The sequence below is a fragment of the Aeromonas sp. 604282 genome (assembly GCF_049170575.1).
In the GTDB taxonomy this organism is placed as follows: domain Bacteria; phylum Pseudomonadota; class Gammaproteobacteria; order Enterobacterales; family Aeromonadaceae; genus Aeromonas; species Aeromonas veronii_A.
The window spans coordinates 30,039-49,182 of the sequence record NZ_JAAKMV010000021.1 but is presented as its reverse complement, the minus strand read 5'-3'; the positions used below and the strand labels follow the sequence as shown (position 1 = coordinate 49,182).

18 protein-coding genes are annotated in these 19,144 nt (G+C 61.0%); 13 read left to right on the top strand and 5 right to left on the bottom strand.

The genetic code is table 11. The annotated features are described in order from the left end of the window. Nucleotides 1-248: 248 nt before the first annotated feature. The 9 genes from putA to G5367_RS19500 all read left to right on the top strand — a co-directional run bounded on the left by putA (nt 249) and on the right by G5367_RS19500 (nt 12,499). Nucleotides 249-3,413, top strand: a complete 3,165-nt coding sequence (putA, locus tag G5367_RS19540) for a bifunctional proline dehydrogenase/L-glutamate gamma-semialdehyde dehydrogenase PutA (protein WP_042053897.1) — start codon at nt 249-251, stop codon at nt 3,411-3,413. A 246-nt stretch (nt 3,414-3,659) separates the two neighbouring features. Next, complete coding sequence (gene nudC / locus G5367_RS19535) at nt 3,660-4,439, top strand: NAD(+) diphosphatase (RefSeq protein WP_421245011.1); 780 nt, start codon at nt 3,660-3,662, stop codon at nt 4,437-4,439. Between the two features lie 180 nt (nt 4,440-4,619). Further along, a complete protein-coding gene (gene hemE, locus G5367_RS19530) occupies nt 4,620-5,687 on the top strand; it encodes a uroporphyrinogen decarboxylase (RefSeq protein WP_005335440.1) in 1,068 nt (355 codons plus the stop codon). A gap of 110 nt (nt 5,688-5,797) precedes the next feature. After that, on the top strand, nt 5,798-6,727 hold the full coding sequence (locus G5367_RS19525) for an ROK family protein (RefSeq protein ID WP_421245012.1): 930 nt from the start codon (nt 5,798-5,800) through the stop codon (nt 6,725-6,727). Nucleotides 6,728-6,787: 60 nt separating this feature from the next. Beyond that, nucleotides 6,788-7,798, top strand: coding sequence for an erythrose-4-phosphate dehydrogenase (gene epd / locus G5367_RS19520; protein WP_421245013.1), 1,011 nt, complete (start codon nt 6,788-6,790; stop codon nt 7,796-7,798). Between the two features lie 61 nt (nt 7,799-7,859). Further along, nucleotides 7,860-9,023, top strand: coding sequence for a phosphoglycerate kinase (locus G5367_RS19515; protein WP_120415498.1), 1,164 nt, complete (start codon nt 7,860-7,862; stop codon nt 9,021-9,023). Between the two features lie 115 nt (nt 9,024-9,138). Next, nucleotides 9,139-10,218, top strand: coding sequence for a class II fructose-bisphosphate aldolase (fbaA, locus tag G5367_RS19510; protein WP_005340963.1), 1,080 nt, complete (start codon nt 9,139-9,141; stop codon nt 10,216-10,218). A gap of 159 nt (nt 10,219-10,377) precedes the next feature. Further along, nucleotides 10,378-11,682: an NAD(P)/FAD-dependent oxidoreductase gene (locus tag G5367_RS19505; RefSeq protein ID WP_421245014.1), complete on the top strand. Its 1,305-nt coding sequence runs from the start codon at nt 10,378-10,380 to the stop codon at nt 11,680-11,682. A gap of 229 nt (nt 11,683-11,911) precedes the next feature. After that, on the top strand, nt 11,912-12,499 hold the full coding sequence (locus tag G5367_RS19500; protein ID WP_337073331.1) for a hypothetical protein: 588 nt from the start codon (nt 11,912-11,914) through the stop codon (nt 12,497-12,499). A gap of 54 nt (nt 12,500-12,553) precedes the next feature. On the opposite strand, the gene G5367_RS19495 is transcribed toward G5367_RS19500, so the two are convergent. From G5367_RS19495 to cutA, 3 genes are all read right to left on the bottom strand, one after another. Further along, the gene (locus tag G5367_RS19495; protein ID WP_058058537.1) at nt 12,554-12,967 is read right to left on the bottom strand and encodes a hypothetical protein; all 414 of its coding nucleotides are present in this window, start codon (nt 12,965-12,967) and stop codon (nt 12,554-12,556) included. 131 nt (nt 12,968-13,098) lie between these two features. Continuing rightward, nucleotides 13,099-14,886, bottom strand: coding sequence for a protein-disulfide reductase DsbD (locus tag G5367_RS19490; protein WP_337073330.1), 1,788 nt, complete (start codon nt 14,884-14,886; stop codon nt 13,099-13,101). Continuing rightward, nucleotides 14,883-15,200: a divalent-cation tolerance protein CutA gene (cutA, locus tag G5367_RS19485; protein WP_337073329.1), complete on the bottom strand. Its 318-nt coding sequence runs from the start codon at nt 15,198-15,200 to the stop codon at nt 14,883-14,885. Before cutA ends, G5367_RS19490 begins: the two co-directional genes overlap by 4 nt. A 245-nt stretch (nt 15,201-15,445) precedes the next feature. Between cutA and G5367_RS19480 the strand changes: the two genes are divergently transcribed. Continuing rightward, nucleotides 15,446-15,802 (top strand): hypothetical protein, encoded by a 357-nt coding sequence (locus G5367_RS19480; RefSeq protein WP_216980201.1) that lies wholly within the window; start codon nt 15,446-15,448, stop codon nt 15,800-15,802. 162 nt (nt 15,803-15,964) lie between these two features. Here the strand turns inward: G5367_RS19480 and G5367_RS19475 are convergent, their stop codons facing one another. Continuing rightward, entirely contained in the window at nt 15,965-16,411 is a 447-nt protein-coding gene (locus tag G5367_RS19475; protein WP_421245015.1) for a PACE efflux transporter, read from the bottom strand. A gap of 125 nt (nt 16,412-16,536) precedes the next feature. Here G5367_RS19475 and G5367_RS19470 point away from each other — a divergent pair, with 125 nt between their 5' ends. Further along, nucleotides 16,537-17,418 (top strand): LysR family transcriptional regulator, encoded by an 882-nt coding sequence (locus G5367_RS19470; RefSeq protein WP_021229472.1) that lies wholly within the window; start codon nt 16,537-16,539, stop codon nt 17,416-17,418. Nucleotides 17,419-17,424: 6 nt separating this feature from the next. On the opposite strand, the gene ygfZ is transcribed toward G5367_RS19470, so the two are convergent. Further along, the gene (gene ygfZ / locus G5367_RS19465) at nt 17,425-18,333 is read right to left on the bottom strand and encodes a tRNA-modifying protein YgfZ (protein ID WP_421245016.1); all 909 of its coding nucleotides are present in this window, start codon (nt 18,331-18,333) and stop codon (nt 17,425-17,427) included. Between the two features lie 111 nt (nt 18,334-18,444). Here ygfZ and G5367_RS19460 point away from each other — a divergent pair, with 111 nt between their 5' ends. Next, the gene (locus tag G5367_RS19460; RefSeq protein ID WP_236348725.1) at nt 18,445-18,714 is read left to right on the top strand and encodes a succinate dehydrogenase assembly factor 2; all 270 of its coding nucleotides are present in this window, start codon (nt 18,445-18,447) and stop codon (nt 18,712-18,714) included. A 19-nt stretch (nt 18,715-18,733) separates the two neighbouring features. Beyond that, nucleotides 18,734-19,126: a protein YgfX gene (locus G5367_RS19455; protein WP_421294899.1), complete on the top strand. Its 393-nt coding sequence runs from the start codon at nt 18,734-18,736 to the stop codon at nt 19,124-19,126. The last annotated feature ends 18 nt before the right edge of the window (nt 19,127-19,144 follow it).

Sequence of the window (19,144 nt, the reverse complement as noted above, 5' to 3'; positions counted from 1 at the left end):
TGGGATGCGTGGCTGCTTTGCGACAGGACGGGCGGTGGCAGATCGTATACAAAATGAAGTCAGATGACCCTCATGTTTACTGGTAGGCCGGCTTCAAAAGGGAATAAATGAGGTGAATTAGCGATCTTTGTTAAGGAGTGGCAACAAATTCATTTCATATAGGGGAGGATATTGTATACATTGTCGGCGTTTCGGCGGTGCGACCGCCTTTGTCGATATCAGCCTTAGGGCGTACAGGAAGACCCCATATGTTCAAAGCTACTCAAGTGCTTGCCGCTGACTATATCCCCTCCGATCTGGCCGCCCTGCGCGAAGCCATCACCCAAAACTACGTGGTGGATGAAAATGCCTATCTGGCCGAACTGTCGGCCATGCTGCCGGGAGATGGCGCCTCGCTGGAGCAGGTGACCCAGCGTGCCCGTACTCTGGTGACCAAGGTGCGCAAGGAGAGCGGCTCTGGCGACGGTATCGATGCCTTCCTGCAGGAGTACAGCCTGGATACCCAAGAGGGGATCATCCTGATGTGTCTGGCCGAGGCGCTGCTGCGCATTCCCGATGCCGAGACCGCTGACGCCCTGATCAAGGACAAGCTCTCCGGCGCCAACTGGTCATCTCATTTCCGCAAGAGCGATTCTACTCTGGTCAACGCCTCCACCTGGGGGCTGATGCTGACCGGCAAGATTATCAAGCTCGACAAAAAGCTCGACGGCAACCCGGCCAACCTGCTGGGGCGCATGGTCAACAAGCTGGGCGAGCCGGTGGTGCGCTCCGCCATGTACGCCGCCATGAAGATCATGGGCAAGCAGTTCGTGCTGGGGCGCGACATGAAAGAGGCGCTCAAGGCGAGCCGCAAATCCCGCGAGCTGGGCTACACCCACACCTACGACATGCTGGGTGAATCGGCGCTGACCATGCAGGATGCCGACAAGTATCTGACCGATTACCGCAACGCCATCGAGGCGGTGGGCAACGAGCGGATCAGCGACGGCGGCCCGGCCCCCTCCATCTCCATCAAGCTCTCGGCACTCCATCCACGCTATGACGTGGCCAACCGCGAACGGGTACTCGGCGAAATGTGCGAGCGGCTGGTGGGGCTGGTGCGTCTCGCCCGCGACAAGGATGTGGCCATCAGCATCGACGCCGAGGAGATGGACAGACTCGAGCTGTCGCTGGATCTGTTCGAGCAGCTCTACCGCTCCGATGCCAACCGTGGCTGGGGTAAGCTCGGCATGGTGGTGCAGGCCTACTCCAAGCGCGCCCTGCCGGTACTCTGCTGGCTCACCGCGCTGGCCCGCGAGCAGGGTGACCTCATTCCGGTGCGACTGGTAAAAGGCGCCTACTGGGACAGCGAACTGAAATATGCCCAGCAGGCGGGCCTGCCCGGCTACCCGCTCTTTACCCGCAAGGCGGGCACCGATATCTCCTACCTCGCCTGCGCCCGCTACCTGCTGAGCGAGCCGACTCGCGGCTTTATCGCCCCCCAGTTTGCCACCCACAATGCCAATACCGTGGTCAGCATTCTGGAGATGGCCGGTGATCGCCAGTTTGAATTCCAGCGTCTGCACGGCATGGGGGAGGAGCTGCACAACGCCGTGCTGAACGACAATCCCGGTCTGCACTGCCGCATCTATGCGCCGGTCGGCGCCCACAAGGATCTGCTGCCCTATCTGGTGCGCCGCCTGCTGGAGAACGGGGCCAACACCTCCTTCGTTCACAAGCTGGTGGACCCCAACACCCCGGTGGATTCGCTGGCCGAGCATCCGCTGCGCACCCTCAAGCGCTACTCCGGCTTTGCCAACGACCGGATTCCGCAGCCGGTGAACCTCTTCACCGACCGCAAGAACTCCAGTGGCGTCAACATGAACATCCTCTCCATCCAGCGCCCCTTCTTCGCCCGCCTGAAAGAGCTGGAGAGCAAGCAGTGGCTGGCGGGCCCCATCGTCGATGGCGAGACCCTCAAACGCAGCGAGGCACGCACCGTGCTGAGCCCGCAGGATGTGAGTCTCACCGTCGGCAAGATCCACTGGGCCGACGAGCAGGCGGTGGAGCAGGCCTTGGCATCCGCCCACGCTGCCTTCCCGCGCTGGCGTGACACCCCGGTAAGCGAGCGTGCTGCCGCGCTGGAGAAGCTGGCGGATCTGCTGGAAGCGAACCGCGAGCAGTTTGTCTCCCTCTGTACCCGCGAGGCGGGCAAGCTGCTGCAAGATGGCATCGACGAGGTGCGTGAAGCGGTGGATTTCTGCCGCTACTACGCGGTGCAGGCCCGCAGCCTGATGGGACAGGCGACCCTGCTGCCCGGTTACACCGGCGAGCAGAACGAGCTGTTCCTGCAGGGGCGCGGGGTGTTTGTCTGCATCAGCCCGTGGAACTTCCCGCTGGCGATTTTCCTCGGCCAGGTCGCTGCTGCGCTGGCCACCGGCAACACCGTTATCGCCAAACCGGCGGAGCAGACCGGCCTTATCGCCCATCTGGCGGTGACGCTGGCCCATCAGGCCGGTATTCCGGGCGACGTGCTGCAACTGCTGCCCGGTGACGGTGCCACCGTCGGTGCCAAGTTGACAGCCGATCCGCGCATCGGCGGCGTCTGCTTCACCGGCTCCACCGAGACTGCCAAGCTCATCAACATGACCCTGGCCCAGCGCGATGGCGCCATCCTGCCGCTTATCGCCGAGACTGGTGGCCAAAACGCCATGATTGTTGACTCCACCGCCCTGCCGGAGCAGGTGGTGCGCGACGTGGTGAGCGCCGCCTTCCAGAGCGCCGGTCAGCGCTGCTCGGCCCTGCGGGTGCTCTACCTGCAGGAGGAGATCGCCGAGCGGGTGCTGGAGATCCTCACCGGCGCCATGCAGGAGCTCAAAGTGGGCAACCCGGCCGAGCACAACACTGACGTCGGCCCGGTGATCGATGCCGATGCCAAGGCCGGTCTCGATGCTCACCTCGCCTACATGATGTCGCGCGCTCGCCTGATTGCGCAGGCGCCGATGCCCGCTGCGACCATGGAGGGACACTTCGTCCAGCCGACCGCGTTGGAGATTGGCTCCATCCGCGAGCTGGCCAAGGAACAGTTCGGCCCCATCCTGCACGTAGTGCGCTACGCCACCCGGGATCTGGACAAGGTGATCAGCGACATCAACGGCACCGGTTATGGCCTCACGCTCGGGATCCACAGCCGCAATGAATCCCACGCGGAGGAGCTGGCGAGCCGCATCAACGTGGGCAACGTCTACATCAACCGCAACCAGATCGGCGCCATGGTCGGGGTGCAGCCATTCGGCGGCCAAGGGCTCTCCGGCACCGGCCCCAAGGCGGGCGGCCCGCACTACCTGAGCCGTTTCGTCACTGAAAAGACCCGCACCATCAACACTACGGCTGTGGGTGGCAACGCCACCCTGCTGGCGATGGGCGATGCCTGATCCGCGTCGATAGAGGCTGGATACGGGATGCCGGATAACAGCGGGCCGCCTTCGGGCGGCCTCTTTATTTGCACCATCCGTTTTTTACGAATGGAACAATCGGCCTCGGCGGGGTCGTCAGCGACCCGTGCTGGTCGTAAGATGGGAGCCATTCGCGCGGCGTTTGCCCTTTGCTCGGCCAGCCGTGGTCAGGGTTCTGTTTAACTGGACTTTGTGTAATTGGACTTAAGTGAGAGTGGTCATCTGATGTCATTAACCGAACAAGCCCGCTGGTTCGTGCTGGGGGGCGATCATCTGGTACTGCTCGATCAGCAGGGAGAGGTGCCACAAGGAAGTAAAGCGTGCCTGCCCGCAGCGCTGGCCGCTGCCCGTTTCGAGCGTTTTGATGAGTGGCAGGGGCTGCCCTGCTATCTGCTGGATCTGGGTGATGAGGCCGACACGAGCGCCATGAGTCCGCTACGCCAGCTGATGGTGGCGGGGGACGAGGAGGGCTTTCGCCTCGCGGGCCGCGCCTGGCAGCTCGCCACCTTCCGCCGCACCCACCGTTTCTGCGGCGAGTGCGGCGCCCCCATGACCCCGAAGGCGGGGGAGTGGGCGCAGGTGTGCCACCACGGCCACAGCGTCTATCCGCGTATCTCCCCCTGCATCATAGTGGCGGTGCGCAAGGGGCCGGAGATCCTGCTGGCAGCCCATCGCCGTCACTATCAGGCGGACGATCCCATGTATACCGTGCTGGCTGGCTTTGTGGAGGCAGGAGAGAACCTCGAGCAGTGCGTGGCACGGGAGGTGTTCGAGGAGAGCGGCATCCGGGTGCGCAATGTGCGCTATGTGGCGAGCCAGCCCTGGCCCTTCCCCCACAGCCTGATGATGGGCTTTACCGCCGACTACGAGAGCGGCGAGATCAAGGTGCAGGATGACGAACTGGTGGCCGCCGCTTTCTTTGCCGCCGACCGGCTGCCGCGCTTGCCGCCCCACGGCACCATTGCCCGGCGGCTGATCGAGTTGTCACTGGCTGGCGAGGGGTAACGGCGCTTATCTTTTCGCCAACCTTTTTGCACTTCTTTATAAAAACGGGGCGCTCTGGTTTGCGCCCCTTCACATCTTTGCAACCGATCACCCATTTGCCACGTTTTGGGCAGTCCGCTTGACTGGGCAAAGTGGTATTATGACCGCCATTTTATGCGTGATATGAATTCAGGAACTGGGATGAAAGAGCTGAAGAACGATCGATACCTGCGCGCTTTGCTGCGTCAGGATGTAGACATGACGCCGGTATGGATGATGCGCCAGGCAGGGCGCTATCTGCCGGAATACAAGGCGACTCGCGCCCAGGCGGGGGATTTCATGTCCCTGTGCCGCAATGCCGAGCTGGCCTGTGAAGTCACCCTGCAGCCGCTGCGCCGCTACCCGCTCGATGCCGCCATCCTCTTCTCCGACATCCTGACCGTGCCCGATGCCATGGGGCTGGGTCTCTACTTCGAGCAGGGTGAAGGCCCGCGTTTCGAGCGTCCGATCACCTCCATGGCCGACGTGCAGGCGCTGCCCATTCCGGATCCGGAAGATGAGCTGGGCTACGTGATGAACGCGGTGCGCACCATCCGCCGCGAGCTGAAGGGCGAAGTGCCGCTGATCGGCTTCTCCGGCAGCCCATGGACCCTGGCCACCTACATGGTGGAGGGGGGCAGCTCCAAGGCATTCACCAAGATCAAGCAGATGATGTACGCAGAGCCGCAAACCCTGCACCTGCTGCTCGACAAGCTGGCCGACAGCGTGATTGCTTACCTCAACGCCCAGATCAAGGCGGGTGCACAGGCTGTCATGGTGTTCGACACCTGGGGCGGCGTGCTCACCCCGCGCGATTACCGCGACTTCTCCCTGCAGTACATGCACAAGATTGTCGATGGCCTGATCCGCGAGCACGACGGTCGCCGCGTGCCGGTCACCCTGTTCACCAAGAACGGCGGTCAGTGGCTGGAGCAGATCGCCGCCACTGGTTGCGATGCGCTGGGTCTGGACTGGACCACCGATATCGCCGACGCCAAGCGTCGGGTCGGTGACAAGGTGGCGCTGCAGGGCAACATGGATCCCTCCATGCTCTACGCCACCCCGGCTCGCATCCGTGAAGAGGTCGCCTCCATTCTGGCCGGTTTCGGTCACGGTAATGGCCATGTCTTCAACCTCGGCCACGGCATCCATCAGGATGTGAACCCGGAACACGCTGGTGTGTTCGTCAACGCGGTACACGAGCTCTCCGCCCAGTACCACGGCCGCTAAGGCCGGGGCGAGCGAAGAGAAACTGATTGAAATCCGGGGCCGTCAGGCCCCGTTTTACATTTTAAAAGGCGTCGCGACGACGAGTGCGTGGCGCCAGTGCAGGAGGCAAGATGAGCAGCAAGTCACTGGATTGGGGTATCGATCTTGGCGGTACCAAGTGTGAATGCGTGGTGCTGGATGGCGATGAGGTGCTGCTGCGCCACCGCATTCCCACCGAGCGGGCTGGCGGTTATGAGCACATGATCGGCCAGATCGCCAAGCTGGTAGCTGAGTGTGCCGCGAAGATTGGCCAGCGCCCAACCGTCATCGGCATGGGCACGCCGGGGGCGCGGGATCCACAGACCGGCCTGATGAAGAACTGCAACACCACCGAGCTCAATGGCAAGCCGTTCAAGGAAGATCTGGAGCGCAAGCTGGGCGTGCCGGTGCTGATCGCCAACGACGCCAACTGCTTCGCGCTGGCAGAAACTCATCTGGGGGCGGTGCGCCAGCACCACCCCGATGCGAAAGTGGTGTTCGGCATCATCATGGGCACCGGGGTCGGCTCCGGCATCGTCATCAACGGCCGCATTCTCAACGGTCATCATGGCATCGCCGGCGAGTGGGGTCACAATGTGCTCTCCCCCGATGGTCCCGAGTGCTACTGCGGCAAACGCGGCTGCGTCGAGACCCTGATCAGTGGGCCGGCGCTGGAGGCCTGGTACGAGGCCAAGGCCAAGCGTCGTCTCTCGCTGGCGCAAATCGCGGCTGCCACCGCCCATGATCATGTGGCCAAGCTCACCATCGACCGGCTGCATCTGCTGTTTGGTCAGGCGCTGGCCAACGTCGTCAACATTCTCGACCCGGACGTGATCGTCATCGGCGGCGGGGTGGGCAATGTGCAGAGCCTTTACAGCGCCGGACGGCAGACAATTTTGCCCTTCCTCTTTAATCCCCGTTTCAGTGCCCCCATTATTGCTCCTGCCCTTGGCGACAGTGCCGGGGTATTCGGGGCCGCACTGCTGGCCCGCGGTGAATTCAAGGAGGCCCTGCTGTCGTAGCCGGGTCTCCCGGGGGGCCGGTGCGCCGCCCTGTTGCTGGTTCAAGGAAACGGATTCTCGATGATCAAGATTGCCATCAATGGTTACGGGCGGATCGGTCGCAACGTGTTGCGAGCCCTCTATGAAAGCGGGCGCGACAAGACCATCAAGATCGTCGCCATCAACGAGCTGGCGGCCCCCGAGGCCATGGTGCACCTGACCCGTTACGATACCAGTCACGGTCGCTTCCACCATCCGGTGCAACTGGCGGGTAACAGCATGCTGGTGGGGGAGGATCTCATCTCCCTGTTTGCCGAGCGGGATCCGTCAAAGCTGCCGTGGCGGGCGCTGGGAGTCGATGTGGTGCTCGATTGCACCGGGGTATTCGGCTCGCGGGCCGATGCCGAGCTGCATCTGGCGGCGGGGGCGGGTAAGGTGCTCTTCTCCCACCCGGCGGATGCGGATGTGGATGCCACCGTGGTCTACGGGGTCAACCATCAGGTGCTGACGGGGTGCGAGCGGATCGTCTCCAACGCCTCCTGTACCACCAACTGCGTGGTGCCGGTGATTGAAACATTGCATCGAGAATTCGAGATAAATTGTGGTACTATTACGACAATTCATTCGGCCATGCATGATCAGCAAGTCATCGATGCCTACCACAGTGACTTGCGCCGAACCCGCGCTGCCAGTCAGTCCATCATTCCGGTGGATACCAAGCTGGCAAAGGGGCTGGAGCGTATCCTGCCCCACTTCGCCGGCAAGTTCGAGGCGATCGCGGTGCGGGTGCCGACCATCAATGTAACAGCGATGGATCTCAGTATTACTGTTCGTAAAAAAGTGACAGTTAGTGACGTAAATCAAGCCCTGCAACGGGCATCCAGAGGTACATTACACGGTATTCTGGATTACACGGAAGAACCTCTGGTCTCCGTAGACTTCAATCATGATGCACACTCCTGCATCATTGATGGTACTCAGACCCGGGTGAGCGATGCCAACCTCGTCAAGATGTTGATGTGGTGCGATAACGAATGGGGCTTCGCAAACCGGATGCTGGATACCACCCGGGCCATGATGGCCGCAGGCTGAGCCTGCCCCGGGCGAATAGGTTACTGTTTTTAACATTACCTGAAAATATAGAGGACTGAATATGTCTGTTATCAAGATGACTGACCTGGATCTGGCGGGTAAACGCGTTCTGATCCGTGCTGACCTGAACGTGCCGGTAAAAGACGGCAAGGTCACCTCCGATGCACGTATCGTTGCGACTCTGCCGACCATCAAGCTGGCTCTGGAAAAAGGCGCCAAGCTGATGATCACCTCCCACCTGGGTCGTCCGACCGAGGGTGAATACAACGAAGAATTCTCCCTGGCTCCGGTTGTCAACTATCTGAAAGACGCTCTGTCCTGCCCGGTTCGCCTGGCCAAGGATTACCTGGATGGCGTAGAAGTCGCTGCCGGTGAGCTGGTTGTGCTGGAAAACTGCCGCTTCAACAAAGGCGAGAAGAAGAACACCGAAGAGCTGGCCAAAAAATACGCCGCCCTGTGTGACGTCTTTGTAATGGATGCGTTCGGTACTGCTCACCGCGCCGAAGGCTCCACCTACGGTGTGGCTCAGTTCGCTCCGGTCGCTTGTGCCGGCCCGCTGCTGGCGGGTGAACTGGAAGCGCTGGGCAAAGCCATGCTGAAGCCCGAGCGCCCGATGGTTGCCATCGTTGGCGGCTCCAAGGTCTCCACCAAGCTGACCGTTCTGGAATCCCTCTCCAAAATCGCTGACCAGCTGGTTGTCGGTGGTGGCATCGCCAACACCTTCATCGCTGCTGCCGGTCACAACGTCGGCAAGTCCCTGTGCGAGCACGACCTGATCGACACCGCCAAGAAACTGGCTGCCGAGACCAACATTCCTGTGACCACCGACGTGGTGGTAGGTGCTGAGTTCTCCGAGTCCACTCCGGCCACTATCAAGTCTGTTAACGATGTGACCGACGGCGACATGATCTTCGACATCGGCCCGGATTCTGCCAAGGCTCTGGCTGACATCATCATGAACGCCAAGACCATCCTGTGGAACGGCCCGGTTGGCGTGTTCGAGTTCGACCAGTTCGCTGAAGGCACCAAGGTTATCGCTGAAGCCATCGCTGCTTCTCCGGCCTTCTCCATCGCTGGCGGTGGTGACACCCTGGCTGCCATCGACAAGTTCGGCATCGCTGACAAAGTCTCCTACATCTCCACTGGCGGCGGCGCCTTCCTGGAGTTCGTAGAAGGCAAGGTTCTGCCGGCTGTTGAGATTCTGGAACAGCGCGCCAAAGCCTAATTGACCCGGAACGGGGGGCAAAAGCCTCCCGTTTCGTTTATCATGTGCCCGCTGTGCCGGTTCATGATGAACCCCCCATTTTTTATTAACGGCATACGAGACAGGACGATTAAACATGTCTAAGAAAATTTTCGACTTCGTAAAACCCGGCGTGATCACTGGTGATGACGTTCAGAAAGTGTTCGCCATCGCTAAAGAGAACGGCTTCGCTCTGCCGGCCGTAAACTGCGTTGGTACCGACTCCGTTAACGCCGTACTGGAAGCTGCCGCCAAGGTTAAAGCACCGGTTATCGTTCAGTTCTCCAACGGTGGTGCCGTGTTCACCGCCGGTAAGGGTCTGAAGCTGGAAGGTCAGAAAGCTGCCATCCTGGGTGCCATCTCCGGTGCCAAGCACGTTCACGCTGTTGCCGAAGCCTACGGCGTGCCGGTAATCCTGCACACCGACCATGCTGCCAAGAAGCTGCTGCCGTGGATCGACGGTCTGCTGGAAGCGGGCGAGAAGCACTTTGCTGAAACCGGCAAGCCGCTGTTCTCCTCCCACATGCTGGATCTGTCCGAAGAGTCTCTGGAAGAGAACATCGACATCTGCTGCGAGTACCTGACCCGCATGGCCAAGATGAACATGACTCTGGAGCTGGAACTGGGTTGCACCGGTGGCGAAGAAGACGGCGTCGACAACAGCCACATGGATCAGTCCGCTCTGTACACCCAGCCGGAAGATGTTGCCTACGCTTACGAGCGTCTGTCCAAGATCAGCCCGCGTTTCACCATCGCAGCCTCCTTCGGCAACGTACACGGTGTATACAAGCCGGGTAACGTCAAACTGACCCCGTCCATTCTGGACGCTTCCCAGAAGTACGTTTCCGAGAAGTTCGGCGTTCCAGCCAAGTCTCTGGACTTCGTATTCCACGGTGGTTCAGGTTCCACTCTGGAAGAGATCCGCGAGTCCATCTCCTACGGCGTAGTGAAGATGAACATCGACACCGACACCCAGTGGGCAACTTGGGAAGGTCTGCTGAACTTCTACAAGAAGAACGAAGCTTACCTGCAAGGCCAGCTGGGCAACCCGGAAGGCGCCGACAAGCCGAACAAGAAGTACTACGATCCGCGCGTATGGCTGCGTGAAGGCCAGACTTCCATGATCGCTCGTCTGGAGAAAGCATTCTCCGACCTGAACGCCATCGACGTACTGTAATTCGTTACAGCACCTTGATTGCATGAAAAGGCGCCCTTCGGGGCGCCTTTTGCATTTCTGTGATCCGCACAGGTTGGTGAGTGGAGGAGGAACTGGGTATTATCGAAACAACTTTGCTTATTTTATTAAACAATTTGCAACCAAGGCAGGATGCTGAGTATGCAGGCAGGAAAGCACAACGGATATCAGGAGCACGTCGCCTCCTACTACGCGGCCACCCGTAACGACCCGCAACAGTGGCCCGAGCTGGAGGGGGAGCACAAGGCTGACGTCTGCATTATCGGCGGCGGTTTTACTGGCCTCAACACCGCCATCAATCTGGCTGATGCGGGCTACAAGGTGGTGCTGCTGGAGGCCAACCGCATCGGCTGGGGGGCGTCGGGGCGCAACGGCGGTCAGCTTATTCGCGGTATCGGCCACGATACCAGCCAGTTTGCCCGCTGGATTGGTGAGGATGGGGTGCGCGAACTCGACCTGATGGGGCTGGAGGCGGTGCAGCTGGTGCGCGAGCGGGTCGAACGCTTCAATATCGACTGCGATCTTACCTGGGGCTACTGCGACCTCGCGACCCGTCAGCGTCATCTGGCCGGCTTCGAAGAGGAGCTCGACCATCTGGCGAGTCTGGGGTATGAGCACGAGTTGAAGCTGGTGCCGCGTGAAGATATCCATAGCGTGGTGGGGTCGGATCGCTATATCGGCGGCCTCATCGACATGGGCTCCGGCCATCTCCATCCCCTCAATCTGGCGCTCGGCGAGGCACGTGCCGCCGCCAGCCTCGGGGTCTCCCTGTTTGAACACTCCAGAGTGACCCATATCGAGTACGGCAAGCAGGTGGAGGTGACCACCGCCCACGGCCGGGTCACTGCCGATTATCTGGTGATCGGCTGCAACGCCTATCTCAACGACCTCAATCCGGAGCTGGGGGGGCGGGTGCTGCCGGCCGGCTCCTATATCCTCGCCACCGAGGTGCTCGATCGCCGCTTGCGCCAGCACCTGCTGCCGCAAAACATGGCGGTATGCGATCAGAACGTGGCGCTCGACTACTACCGCCTCTCAGCCGACGGTCGCCTGCTGTTTGGCGGCGCTTGCAACTATTCGGGGCGAGACCCGAAGGATATCAAGGCCTTTATGTTGCCCAAGTTGTTGCGGGTCTTCCCCGAGTTGGCTGGCACCGCCATCGAGTTTCAGTGGGGCGGCATGATCGGGATCGGCGCCAACCGGCTGCCGCAGATTGGTCGCTTGAAGGAACACCCCAACGTGCTCTACGCCCAGGCCTATTCGGGTCACGGCCTCAACGCCACTCATATGGCGGGCAAGCTGGTGGCCGAGGCGATCTGCGGCGAGAGCCGGGGTTTCGATCTCTTTGCCAGCGTGCCCCATATCACCTTCCCCGGCGGCCCGGCGCTGCGCTCTCCGTTGCTGGCTTTGGGTATGCTGTGGCACCGGATGAAGGATATCCTCTGACTCTGATTGTCAGCCTGTGCAGTGCTGGCTGAACGAAGCCCCCTTGCCAGCCCTTGTTTATAGCGGGTTGGCACTATCGTTCCGCCCGATAGACCAAAAGATGCATTCGCGCCAATCTCGTCCGATTGGCGCTATCTTTTAGGTGTGAGAGCGGTTATCTGCCAAGGTGTTGTCAGATTGCCGCAATATTCGCCGAGAAAGGGCCGAAGACGGGGGGAGGAGGACCAAGATGGAGATAAATGTAGTCGCGTCAGGCGGGCTGAGCCCGCTGTCGCAACGGCAGGGTTCTCCCGCTGTGCAGGCACAGGAGCGGGCTGCAACTTCACCATCAACGGGCAGTGACAGCCTGGTGCGCGACCTTGGCGCTGTGCTGGATGAGCTGGGGCTGTCATCCCAAGGGGAGAGCAGCGGCGGTGGCACTGTTTCAATCAGGGATTCGCTGGAAGCGTTCATCAACACCATGATGGGCTCCCTGCAACAGCAGCAGGAGCAACAGCTGGCATTGCAGCAACAACAGCGGCAAGAGCAGGAACAGCGCAAACTCGCCATCGCCGACAGCAGCGAAAACCCGCTCAAGCGGGATCTGGAGCGCCTGCTGGAGACGCTGGAGCAACAGGGCGGACAGGAAAAAGAGAGCGAGCAAGGAGCCGAGATCGAAGCGGTCAATCCCTTGCAGAGCCAGCTGACCAAGCTGCTGGAGAGCAGCGGTGCGGCAGAGAGAGGGGTAACCCTCAAGGAGGTGCTGTCAGGGTTGGCCAGCAAGCTGCCGAACGAACCTGCAGAGCGAAAAGGGTATCGGGTCGATACCCAGGTTTGAGCTGGTTGGCAACGGCAGCCTCGCCGTTGCAGAGCATAAGGGGCGGAAAGCGCTTTATTGGGCCGGTTCCGCCAGCCGCCACCCCTGTTCGTCCTTCATCATCCACACCTCGGCCTCTTGTGGCAGCACCTGGCCCGCCTCGAACTCGCCATATTTGCGCTCGAGCTCCATCAGCCCCATCTCCTGCTGGAAGGGGCCAACCCGGTCGTAGACCAGATCCTCGTCGTGCAACACCTGCAACTGATCGAGTCCCTGCTTGAAGTGGAGCTGGTAACTTACCTTGACCAGATAGACCCCCTCCATCCGCTCCTCCTTGCCGAGGATGGTGAAGTCGCTGATATCGAACAGGTTGGCGTCTGTCTCGGCCAGCAACTTAGCGGTAACTTGGCTCCGGATATCCTCTTCACCGGGCCCTGCACTGCAGCCATAAAGCCAGAGGGCTAGCAGGGGGATGAACCACTTTTTCATCAAAACTCCGGACGGGCGAGACAATCGAAGGGCAAATTCTGCCATGCTGCCGGTCATATACAAGGGATTGCCAGAAAAATCAGTGCGTAACGCATGAGGCGGCCCCTGCCTGTCGACAGGGGCGCCGTTGGTCAGCGTAGCTGATCAAGTTTGCCCAGAAACTCGGTCGGCCCCATAAAACCGGTGACCCGCTGGCCTGTCAGCTCCTTGCCCTCGCGGTCGAAGAAGATGAGGGTCGGCAGCCCCAGTACATTGAGGCTGTTGAGCAGTTCGATATCGGCATCGTCGTTGGCGGTGACATCCGCCTGCAGCAGCACCATTTGGCTGAAGCGCTCCCGCACCGCGGGGTCGCTGAAGGTCTTGTGTTCAAACTCCTTGCAGGCGACGCACCAGTCGGCGTAGAGGTCGAGCAGAACCGGCTTGCCGCGGGCGGCGGCCAGCTGCACCTTGAGATCATCCAGGGTCTTGATGCGGACAAACTGCGGCGCCGTTTGACTGGCATCCGCCGTGACGGCAGCAGGGGCGGCCGGTTGCAGCAGATCCTTGCCCACCACCACGGCACTGATCATCGCCAGCAACAGCACGAAACCGCGTACGCTTTTGGCCACCGAGTGGGGTTGGTGCTGGTTGTGGTGATAGAGATAGCCGCACAGCAGCAGCCCCCAGGCGAGCCAGGCGAGGGTAGTAACTTGATCACTCCAGAGTCGTGACAGCAGCAGGATGGGCACCGCCAGCAGGGCGAAGCCAAACAGCTGCTTGATCACATCCATCCAGGCGCCCGCCTTGGGCAGCAGCTTGCCACCCGAGGTGCCGAGCAGTAGCAGTGGCAGGCCCATCCCCAGTGAGAGCGCATAGAGCGCGGCGCCGCCGAGCCAGAGATCGCCGCTCTGGGCCACGTAGATCAACGCCCCCGAGAGCGGCGCCGTGGTGCAGGGGGAGCAGACCAGTCCGGAGATCATCCCCATGATGGCGACCCCGACCACAGAGCCCCCCTGCTGGCGGTTGGAGAGGCCGGAGAGACGGGTTTGCAAACTGCTCGGCAGTTGCAGGGTGTAGAGCCCGAACATGGAGAGGGCCAGCAGCACGAACATCACCGATAGACCGATCAGCACATAGGGGTGTTGCAGCGCCGCCTGGAATTTCAGACCCGCCGAGGCCACTACCAGCCCCAGCAGGGTGTAGGTGACCGCCATCCCCTGCACATAGACCAGAGAGAGCAGGAAGGCACGGCCGGTGGAGAGGCGATGACCGGCACCGGCGATGATGCCGGTCAGGATCGGGTACATGGGGAAGACGCAGGGGGTGAAGGCGAGCCCCAGCCCCAGTGCGAAGAAGGCGACGATGCTGAGCCAGAACCCCTGATGGCTGAGGGCGGCGGCCAGCTGATCTTGCTGGCTCACAGATGCGACGCTTTGTGCCGTTTCAGCAGTGGACGTTGTGGTTGCCGTGACCAGCGGGGCCACATCGATCAGCTTGTCAGTCGGCGGGTAGCAGAGGCCGTCGGTACAGCCCTGATAGCGCACCCGCAGGGTGGCGTTTTCCCCCACCTCCTTTAGCGGCACCGCGATGCTCACCTGCTGGTAGTAGACCCGGGTCTTGCCGAAGAAGTCATCCTCATGCTCGGTCCCCTCTGGCAGGGTCGGCTCGCTGAAGCTGAGGTTGTTCCCCTTGAAATGCAGGCTGTGGCGATAGAGGTAGTAATCGTCGGCGATGTGGAGGGTCAGCAGCAACTGATCGCCGCGCTGTTCGCTTTCGATCTGAAAGGCCTCATCGACCTGCAAAAATTTGGGCTTGGCATTGGCCTCAATGCCCAGCGAGCTGAGCAGATCGGAGCCGCTGGCGTGGGCCGGGGAGCTGCCCACTGTCGTCATCAACAGGGCACAGAGCAGCAGAGGAGAGAGCAGGCGGGTGAGCGTCATGAGGTCTCCTCATTCAGCCAGTCGAGATAGGCGGGCAGTCCGCCACTCACCGGCAGGGCCAGTAGCTCGGGCACATCATAGGGATGATGGGCTTGAATGCATGCCTGCAGCTCGGTAAAGCGCGACTGGCGGGATTTGATGATGAGCTGGATCTCGGTGGTGCGCTCCACCTTGCCTTGCCAGCGATAGACGGAGGTGACGCCCGGCAGCTGATTGATGCAGGCGGCCAGCCGCTGGTTCAGCAACTGTTCGCAGAGAAGGTCGGCACGGGTTTGGTCTGGGCAGGTGCAGAGCACCACAATGGCGTCGGTCATAAAGCGGATCTTCACCTCGTTGGGGTAAACCGGGTAGGCGCCCTTGCCGTGTCATCCCTTGTCTATGCGGATGAAGGTAAAAAGCGCCCGAAAATCAGCGGCTACTATACCCCAGAGCCGCTTCAAATAGCATCTGTAGCCATTTGTGAGCCAGCGCTAAAAATTTGTGGGGGGCATGAGATAGACGCTGTCATGGGGACAGGGCAGAATGGGCGGGCTTGTTCCCAATTGACGTAAGGATATGTATGACCCAACAGAATGAGCAGCAGAGAAACCGCATGTTGAGCCTGCTGCGCGAAGGTGAGCGCCGCATGTTGGTTCAATTGGCCGGGCTGTTGCGCACTACCGCCGATGAAATCAATGCCGAGCTGGAGAAAGAGGAGTTGATGGGAACCCTTGATCAGCCCATCACGGTGGAGTATCTCAACGGCGTGGTGCAGCACCATCTGTTCGAGCGCAAACACAAGGGAGATATGGCGGTTGCCCAGCAGATCCTGAGCGATTATCAGAGCGAGCTGGAAGCGCTGCAGGCCGCTCAGGCGCAGCCTGAAGAGGCTGTCGCAACTGACGAGAGCGGCGAAGAGCTCAAGGCCCGGGCTTGAGCGACGGGCAGGCCTGAATCCTTACCTCTGAATCAGCCGGCCTGCCAGCGCTGACCCCTCTTGCGGCCCCATCATGTCTGCCATGATGGGGCCGTGTCGTTTCTTCTGTTGCCTTCCCTTGTTGACCTTCACTTCTCGGTTTCAATCCAACTGATTCGTGCCTTAGCGAGCCTCTTGTGGTATGCCGTGTGGCACTTCGCGGGGGATGGGGAACACCTTGTCATAGCCCCAGTTGTAGACGAAGGCATAGATCAGGTAGAAGACGACGAAGCCCAGATCCAGCACCAGCGCCTCCAGCATGCTGACGCTCAGCCACCAGGACATGACCGGCAGCGCGACGATCAGCAGACCGCCCTCAAAGCCGAAGGTATGCAGCACCCGTTGCCACAGTGTTTTGTGGGTATGGCCCTGATATTTGAGCAGCAGCTTGTCGACCCCGATGTTGTAGATGTAGTTCCAGACGGTGGCCAGCACCGAGAAGAACAGTGCCAGCGGGCCCATATGGTTGAGCCCGACCCCGGTAACCCAGCTGGCCAGCGGGGCGGCAATCAGCAGGCCAATGAATTCAAAGCCAATGGCATGGCGCAGGCGATCGTTACGGGTACGCATAAGTCACTCTCTCAATCAGGTTCATTCACGAATTGCAGGTTAATCTATAGAACTTTTGCGATAGATTCATGTTGGTATCCATCGCTAAAATAGATGGGTGAGAGGGCTTGCCGGAGGGCAACAAGATGACGCCATCACTGGAACAACTGAGGATCTTGCTGGCGGCCGCCGAAACCGGCTCGTTTTCCGCTGCCGCCCGCAAGCTGGGCAAGGCACAGTCGGTAGTGAGCAGCGCTATCGCCAATCTGGAGATCGATCTGGCGCTCACCCTGTTTGACCGCAGCGGCCGCTATCCGCAGCTGACGGAGGCGGGGGCCCGCATGGTGCAGGAGGCGGGGATCCTGCTGGCGCAGAGTGAACGGTTGCAATCCATTGCCGGAGAGCTGGCGGCCGGGGTGGAGACGCGCCTCACCCTGGCCATCGATGATGACTCCCACCTCCCCTGGCTCGGCACCCTGCTGGAGGCGTTCGCCACTCGTTACCCGACAGTGGAGCTGGAGCTGCTCTTCCCGCTGATGGAGGATGTGACCGAGATGCTGGTGACCGGCCGGGCCCAGCTCGGCATCAGTTATCAGAAGGTGCATCCCCAGAGAGAGATTGTCGCCCATTCGCTGGGGGAGGTGACCATGCCGCTGGTGGTGTCACCGGATCATCCGCTGGCCCGCAAGCAGCCGCTGCGGGAGGTCGATCTGCAGGGGGCACGCCAGCTGATGGTGACCGGCCGACGGGAAGGGAGCGAGCGCCAGCGTTTTCGCATCTCGGCTCAGGTGTGGTGGGTCGAGGGGGATCTCGGGGTACTGGAGCTGGTCAAACGGGGTCTTGGCTGGTCCGCCATTCCGGAATTTCTGCTGCATCAGCCGCTGAAGCGGGGTGAAGTGGTGGTGCTGGAGCCGGACTTTATCGCCAGCCACGCGCTGGCGCTGGAGTTGCAGTGGCATCGCGCCCGCCCGCTGGGGCAGGCGGGGCGCTGGCTGAAGGAGGCACTGCTGGCGCGGGTGCCTCGCTAGCCGACCTTACTCGGTCAGGGCGTAAGGCAGGGGTTGCAGGGTGAGGCGGGAGCCTTCGTCCTGCTTGAGGCGGAATTGGGCGTCAGCCTCGGTATCTTTTGGTAGCACGGCGGTGAGCCACACCTGCCCGGCCTGTTGCCAGGCGTTGAGCACCATGCCGCTACGGCGCCAGTTGTCACCCAGTTGCAGCTCAAGGGTATCGCCGCTGGCGACCTGCTCGCCGGTAGTGCCCGCCAGCAGGAACAGGGCGCGGTTGTTGGCGCCGCGATATTTGGCGCGAGCCACCGTCTCCTGCCCCATGTAGCAGCCCTTGTTGAAGCAGATGCCGTCGAGCACCTGCAGGTTGAGCATCTGCGGGATGAACTCGCCCTGATGCACCGCCTCCATGTGCGGCAGGCCGGCCTTGATCTCGAGACCCCACCAGAGGGATTCGTCACCCGCCGGCAGCGCATCGACTTGCTCACTGCTCACCAGCAGCCAGCGATCCTGTTCGATCTTCACCGCCATGCCGCCAGCGATAAGGCCGCTTTGCTCCAGACCAAACTGCGCGGCGATCCACGCATCGGTACCCTTGCCAGCTAGGCCGGTGGCGTGGCGTTCGTCGGCGGCGATCTCGACCTTGGAGAAGACGGCAAATTTCTTCAGCTCCGGCAGCTGGCGCTCCAGCACCGAGGGGCTGGTCAGCAGCAGCAGGCTCTCTTCAAGGCAGAGCAGGCGAAAATCGCTCCACAGTTTGCCCTTGGGATCACAGTGACCACCCAGCGTGCTCTGCCCCGGTTGCAGGGCGTTGACGTCGCAGGTGACCTGACCTTGGAGATATTTGACGCGATCCTGACCACTCAGTCGGGTGATGGCTATCTTGGTCAGGGCGAAGCGGGTCGGCTCGGCAGGAAATACAGGGGGTTGCAGGCTCACGATGGTATTCCAGAGAGAAAGTATGTGACCTGCATGGTAAAGACGTAACTAATGTTTGTCAGCCGGAAAATCCAGCTGGTACCATCCTCGGGTCTTTGTAAGGAGAGTTCCATGTTGAGCCCAGTTGAAAAATCCCGTCTGAAATGGGCCTGCCGCCGTGGCATGCTCGAGCTGGATGTTGTTTTTATGCCCTTTTTCGAACACGAGTTCGACTCCCTGAGCGAAGCCGATCAGCAGACCTTTATCCGCTTGCTGGAGAGCGATGATCCGGACTTGTTCCGTTGGACCATGGGTCATGCCATCCCGAGTGATCCAGCTTTCGCCACGATGATCAAGATGATCCTGGAGCGTAATCAGGCTCGTCACGATCGCCAGGGGTAATACCGTGGAGCGGGTGATCATGACGGTTCACCCCTCCCGCCATCAGCGATATCTGTTGGTGGCCCTCTTTCTGTTGTTGCTCTGGCCGGTGGCTGGCCTGATTACCGGTTGGCAGTGGGCCCTGTTGCTGCCCATCTGGCTGGTGGCGCTTTGGCTGAGCTGGCGGACGCTCGTCGAGCCTCCTTTGGAGCTTGTTTGGGATGGCCAGTGGCTGCAGTGGCAAGGGCGTCGCTATCAGCTCGGCAAGAAAAGCCGCATTCTGCCCGGTGTGCTCAGGCTGGTGCTTTGCCCCGAGCCGCAAGAGAGTGGAGCCGTGTCGCCACGACAACTGTGGCTCTTCTCCGACGCCCTTCCCCCCGAACATTACCGCCTGCTGGCGCGAGCCATCCACTTTCTGCCATCCCGGCGCTGACCCCTGCTTCCCGTGATG

Coding starts and splice junctions, on each gene's coding strand:
- epd (WP_421245013.1), top strand. CDS start 6,788: ATGATCAAGATTGCCATCAATGGTTACGGGCGGATCGGTCGCAACGTG.
- G5367_RS19475 (WP_421245015.1), bottom strand. CDS start 16,411: ATGCGTACCCGTAACGATCGCCTGCGCCATGCCATTGGCTTTGAATTC.
- hemE (WP_005335440.1), top strand. CDS start 4,620: ATGAAAGAGCTGAAGAACGATCGATACCTGCGCGCTTTGCTGCGTCAG.
- G5367_RS19480 (WP_216980201.1), top strand. CDS start 15,446: ATGACCCAACAGAATGAGCAGCAGAGAAACCGCATGTTGAGCCTGCTG.
- G5367_RS19515 (WP_120415498.1), top strand. CDS start 7,860: ATGTCTGTTATCAAGATGACTGACCTGGATCTGGCGGGTAAACGCGTT.
- G5367_RS19470 (WP_021229472.1), top strand. CDS start 16,537: ATGACGCCATCACTGGAACAACTGAGGATCTTGCTGGCGGCCGCCGAA.
- fbaA (WP_005340963.1), top strand. CDS start 9,139: ATGTCTAAGAAAATTTTCGACTTCGTAAAACCCGGCGTGATCACTGGT.
- G5367_RS19505 (WP_421245014.1), top strand. CDS start 10,378: ATGCAGGCAGGAAAGCACAACGGATATCAGGAGCACGTCGCCTCCTAC.
- G5367_RS19455 (WP_421294899.1), top strand. CDS start 18,734: ATGACGGTTCACCCCTCCCGCCATCAGCGATATCTGTTGGTGGCCCTC.
- G5367_RS19460 (WP_236348725.1), top strand. CDS start 18,445: ATGTTGAGCCCAGTTGAAAAATCCCGTCTGAAATGGGCCTGCCGCCGT.
- G5367_RS19525 (WP_421245012.1), top strand. CDS start 5,798: ATGAGCAGCAAGTCACTGGATTGGGGTATCGATCTTGGCGGTACCAAG.
- G5367_RS19495 (WP_058058537.1), bottom strand. CDS start 12,967: ATGAAAAAGTGGTTCATCCCCCTGCTAGCCCTCTGGCTTTATGGCTGC.
- G5367_RS19500 (WP_337073331.1), top strand. CDS start 11,912: ATGGAGATAAATGTAGTCGCGTCAGGCGGGCTGAGCCCGCTGTCGCAA.
- G5367_RS19490 (WP_337073330.1), bottom strand. CDS start 14,886: ATGACGCTCACCCGCCTGCTCTCTCCTCTGCTGCTCTGTGCCCTGTTG.
- nudC (WP_421245011.1), top strand. CDS start 3,660: ATGTCATTAACCGAACAAGCCCGCTGGTTCGTGCTGGGGGGCGATCAT.
- cutA (WP_337073329.1), bottom strand. CDS start 15,200: ATGACCGACGCCATTGTGGTGCTCTGCACCTGCCCAGACCAAACCCGT.
- putA (WP_042053897.1), top strand. CDS start 249: ATGTTCAAAGCTACTCAAGTGCTTGCCGCTGACTATATCCCCTCCGAT.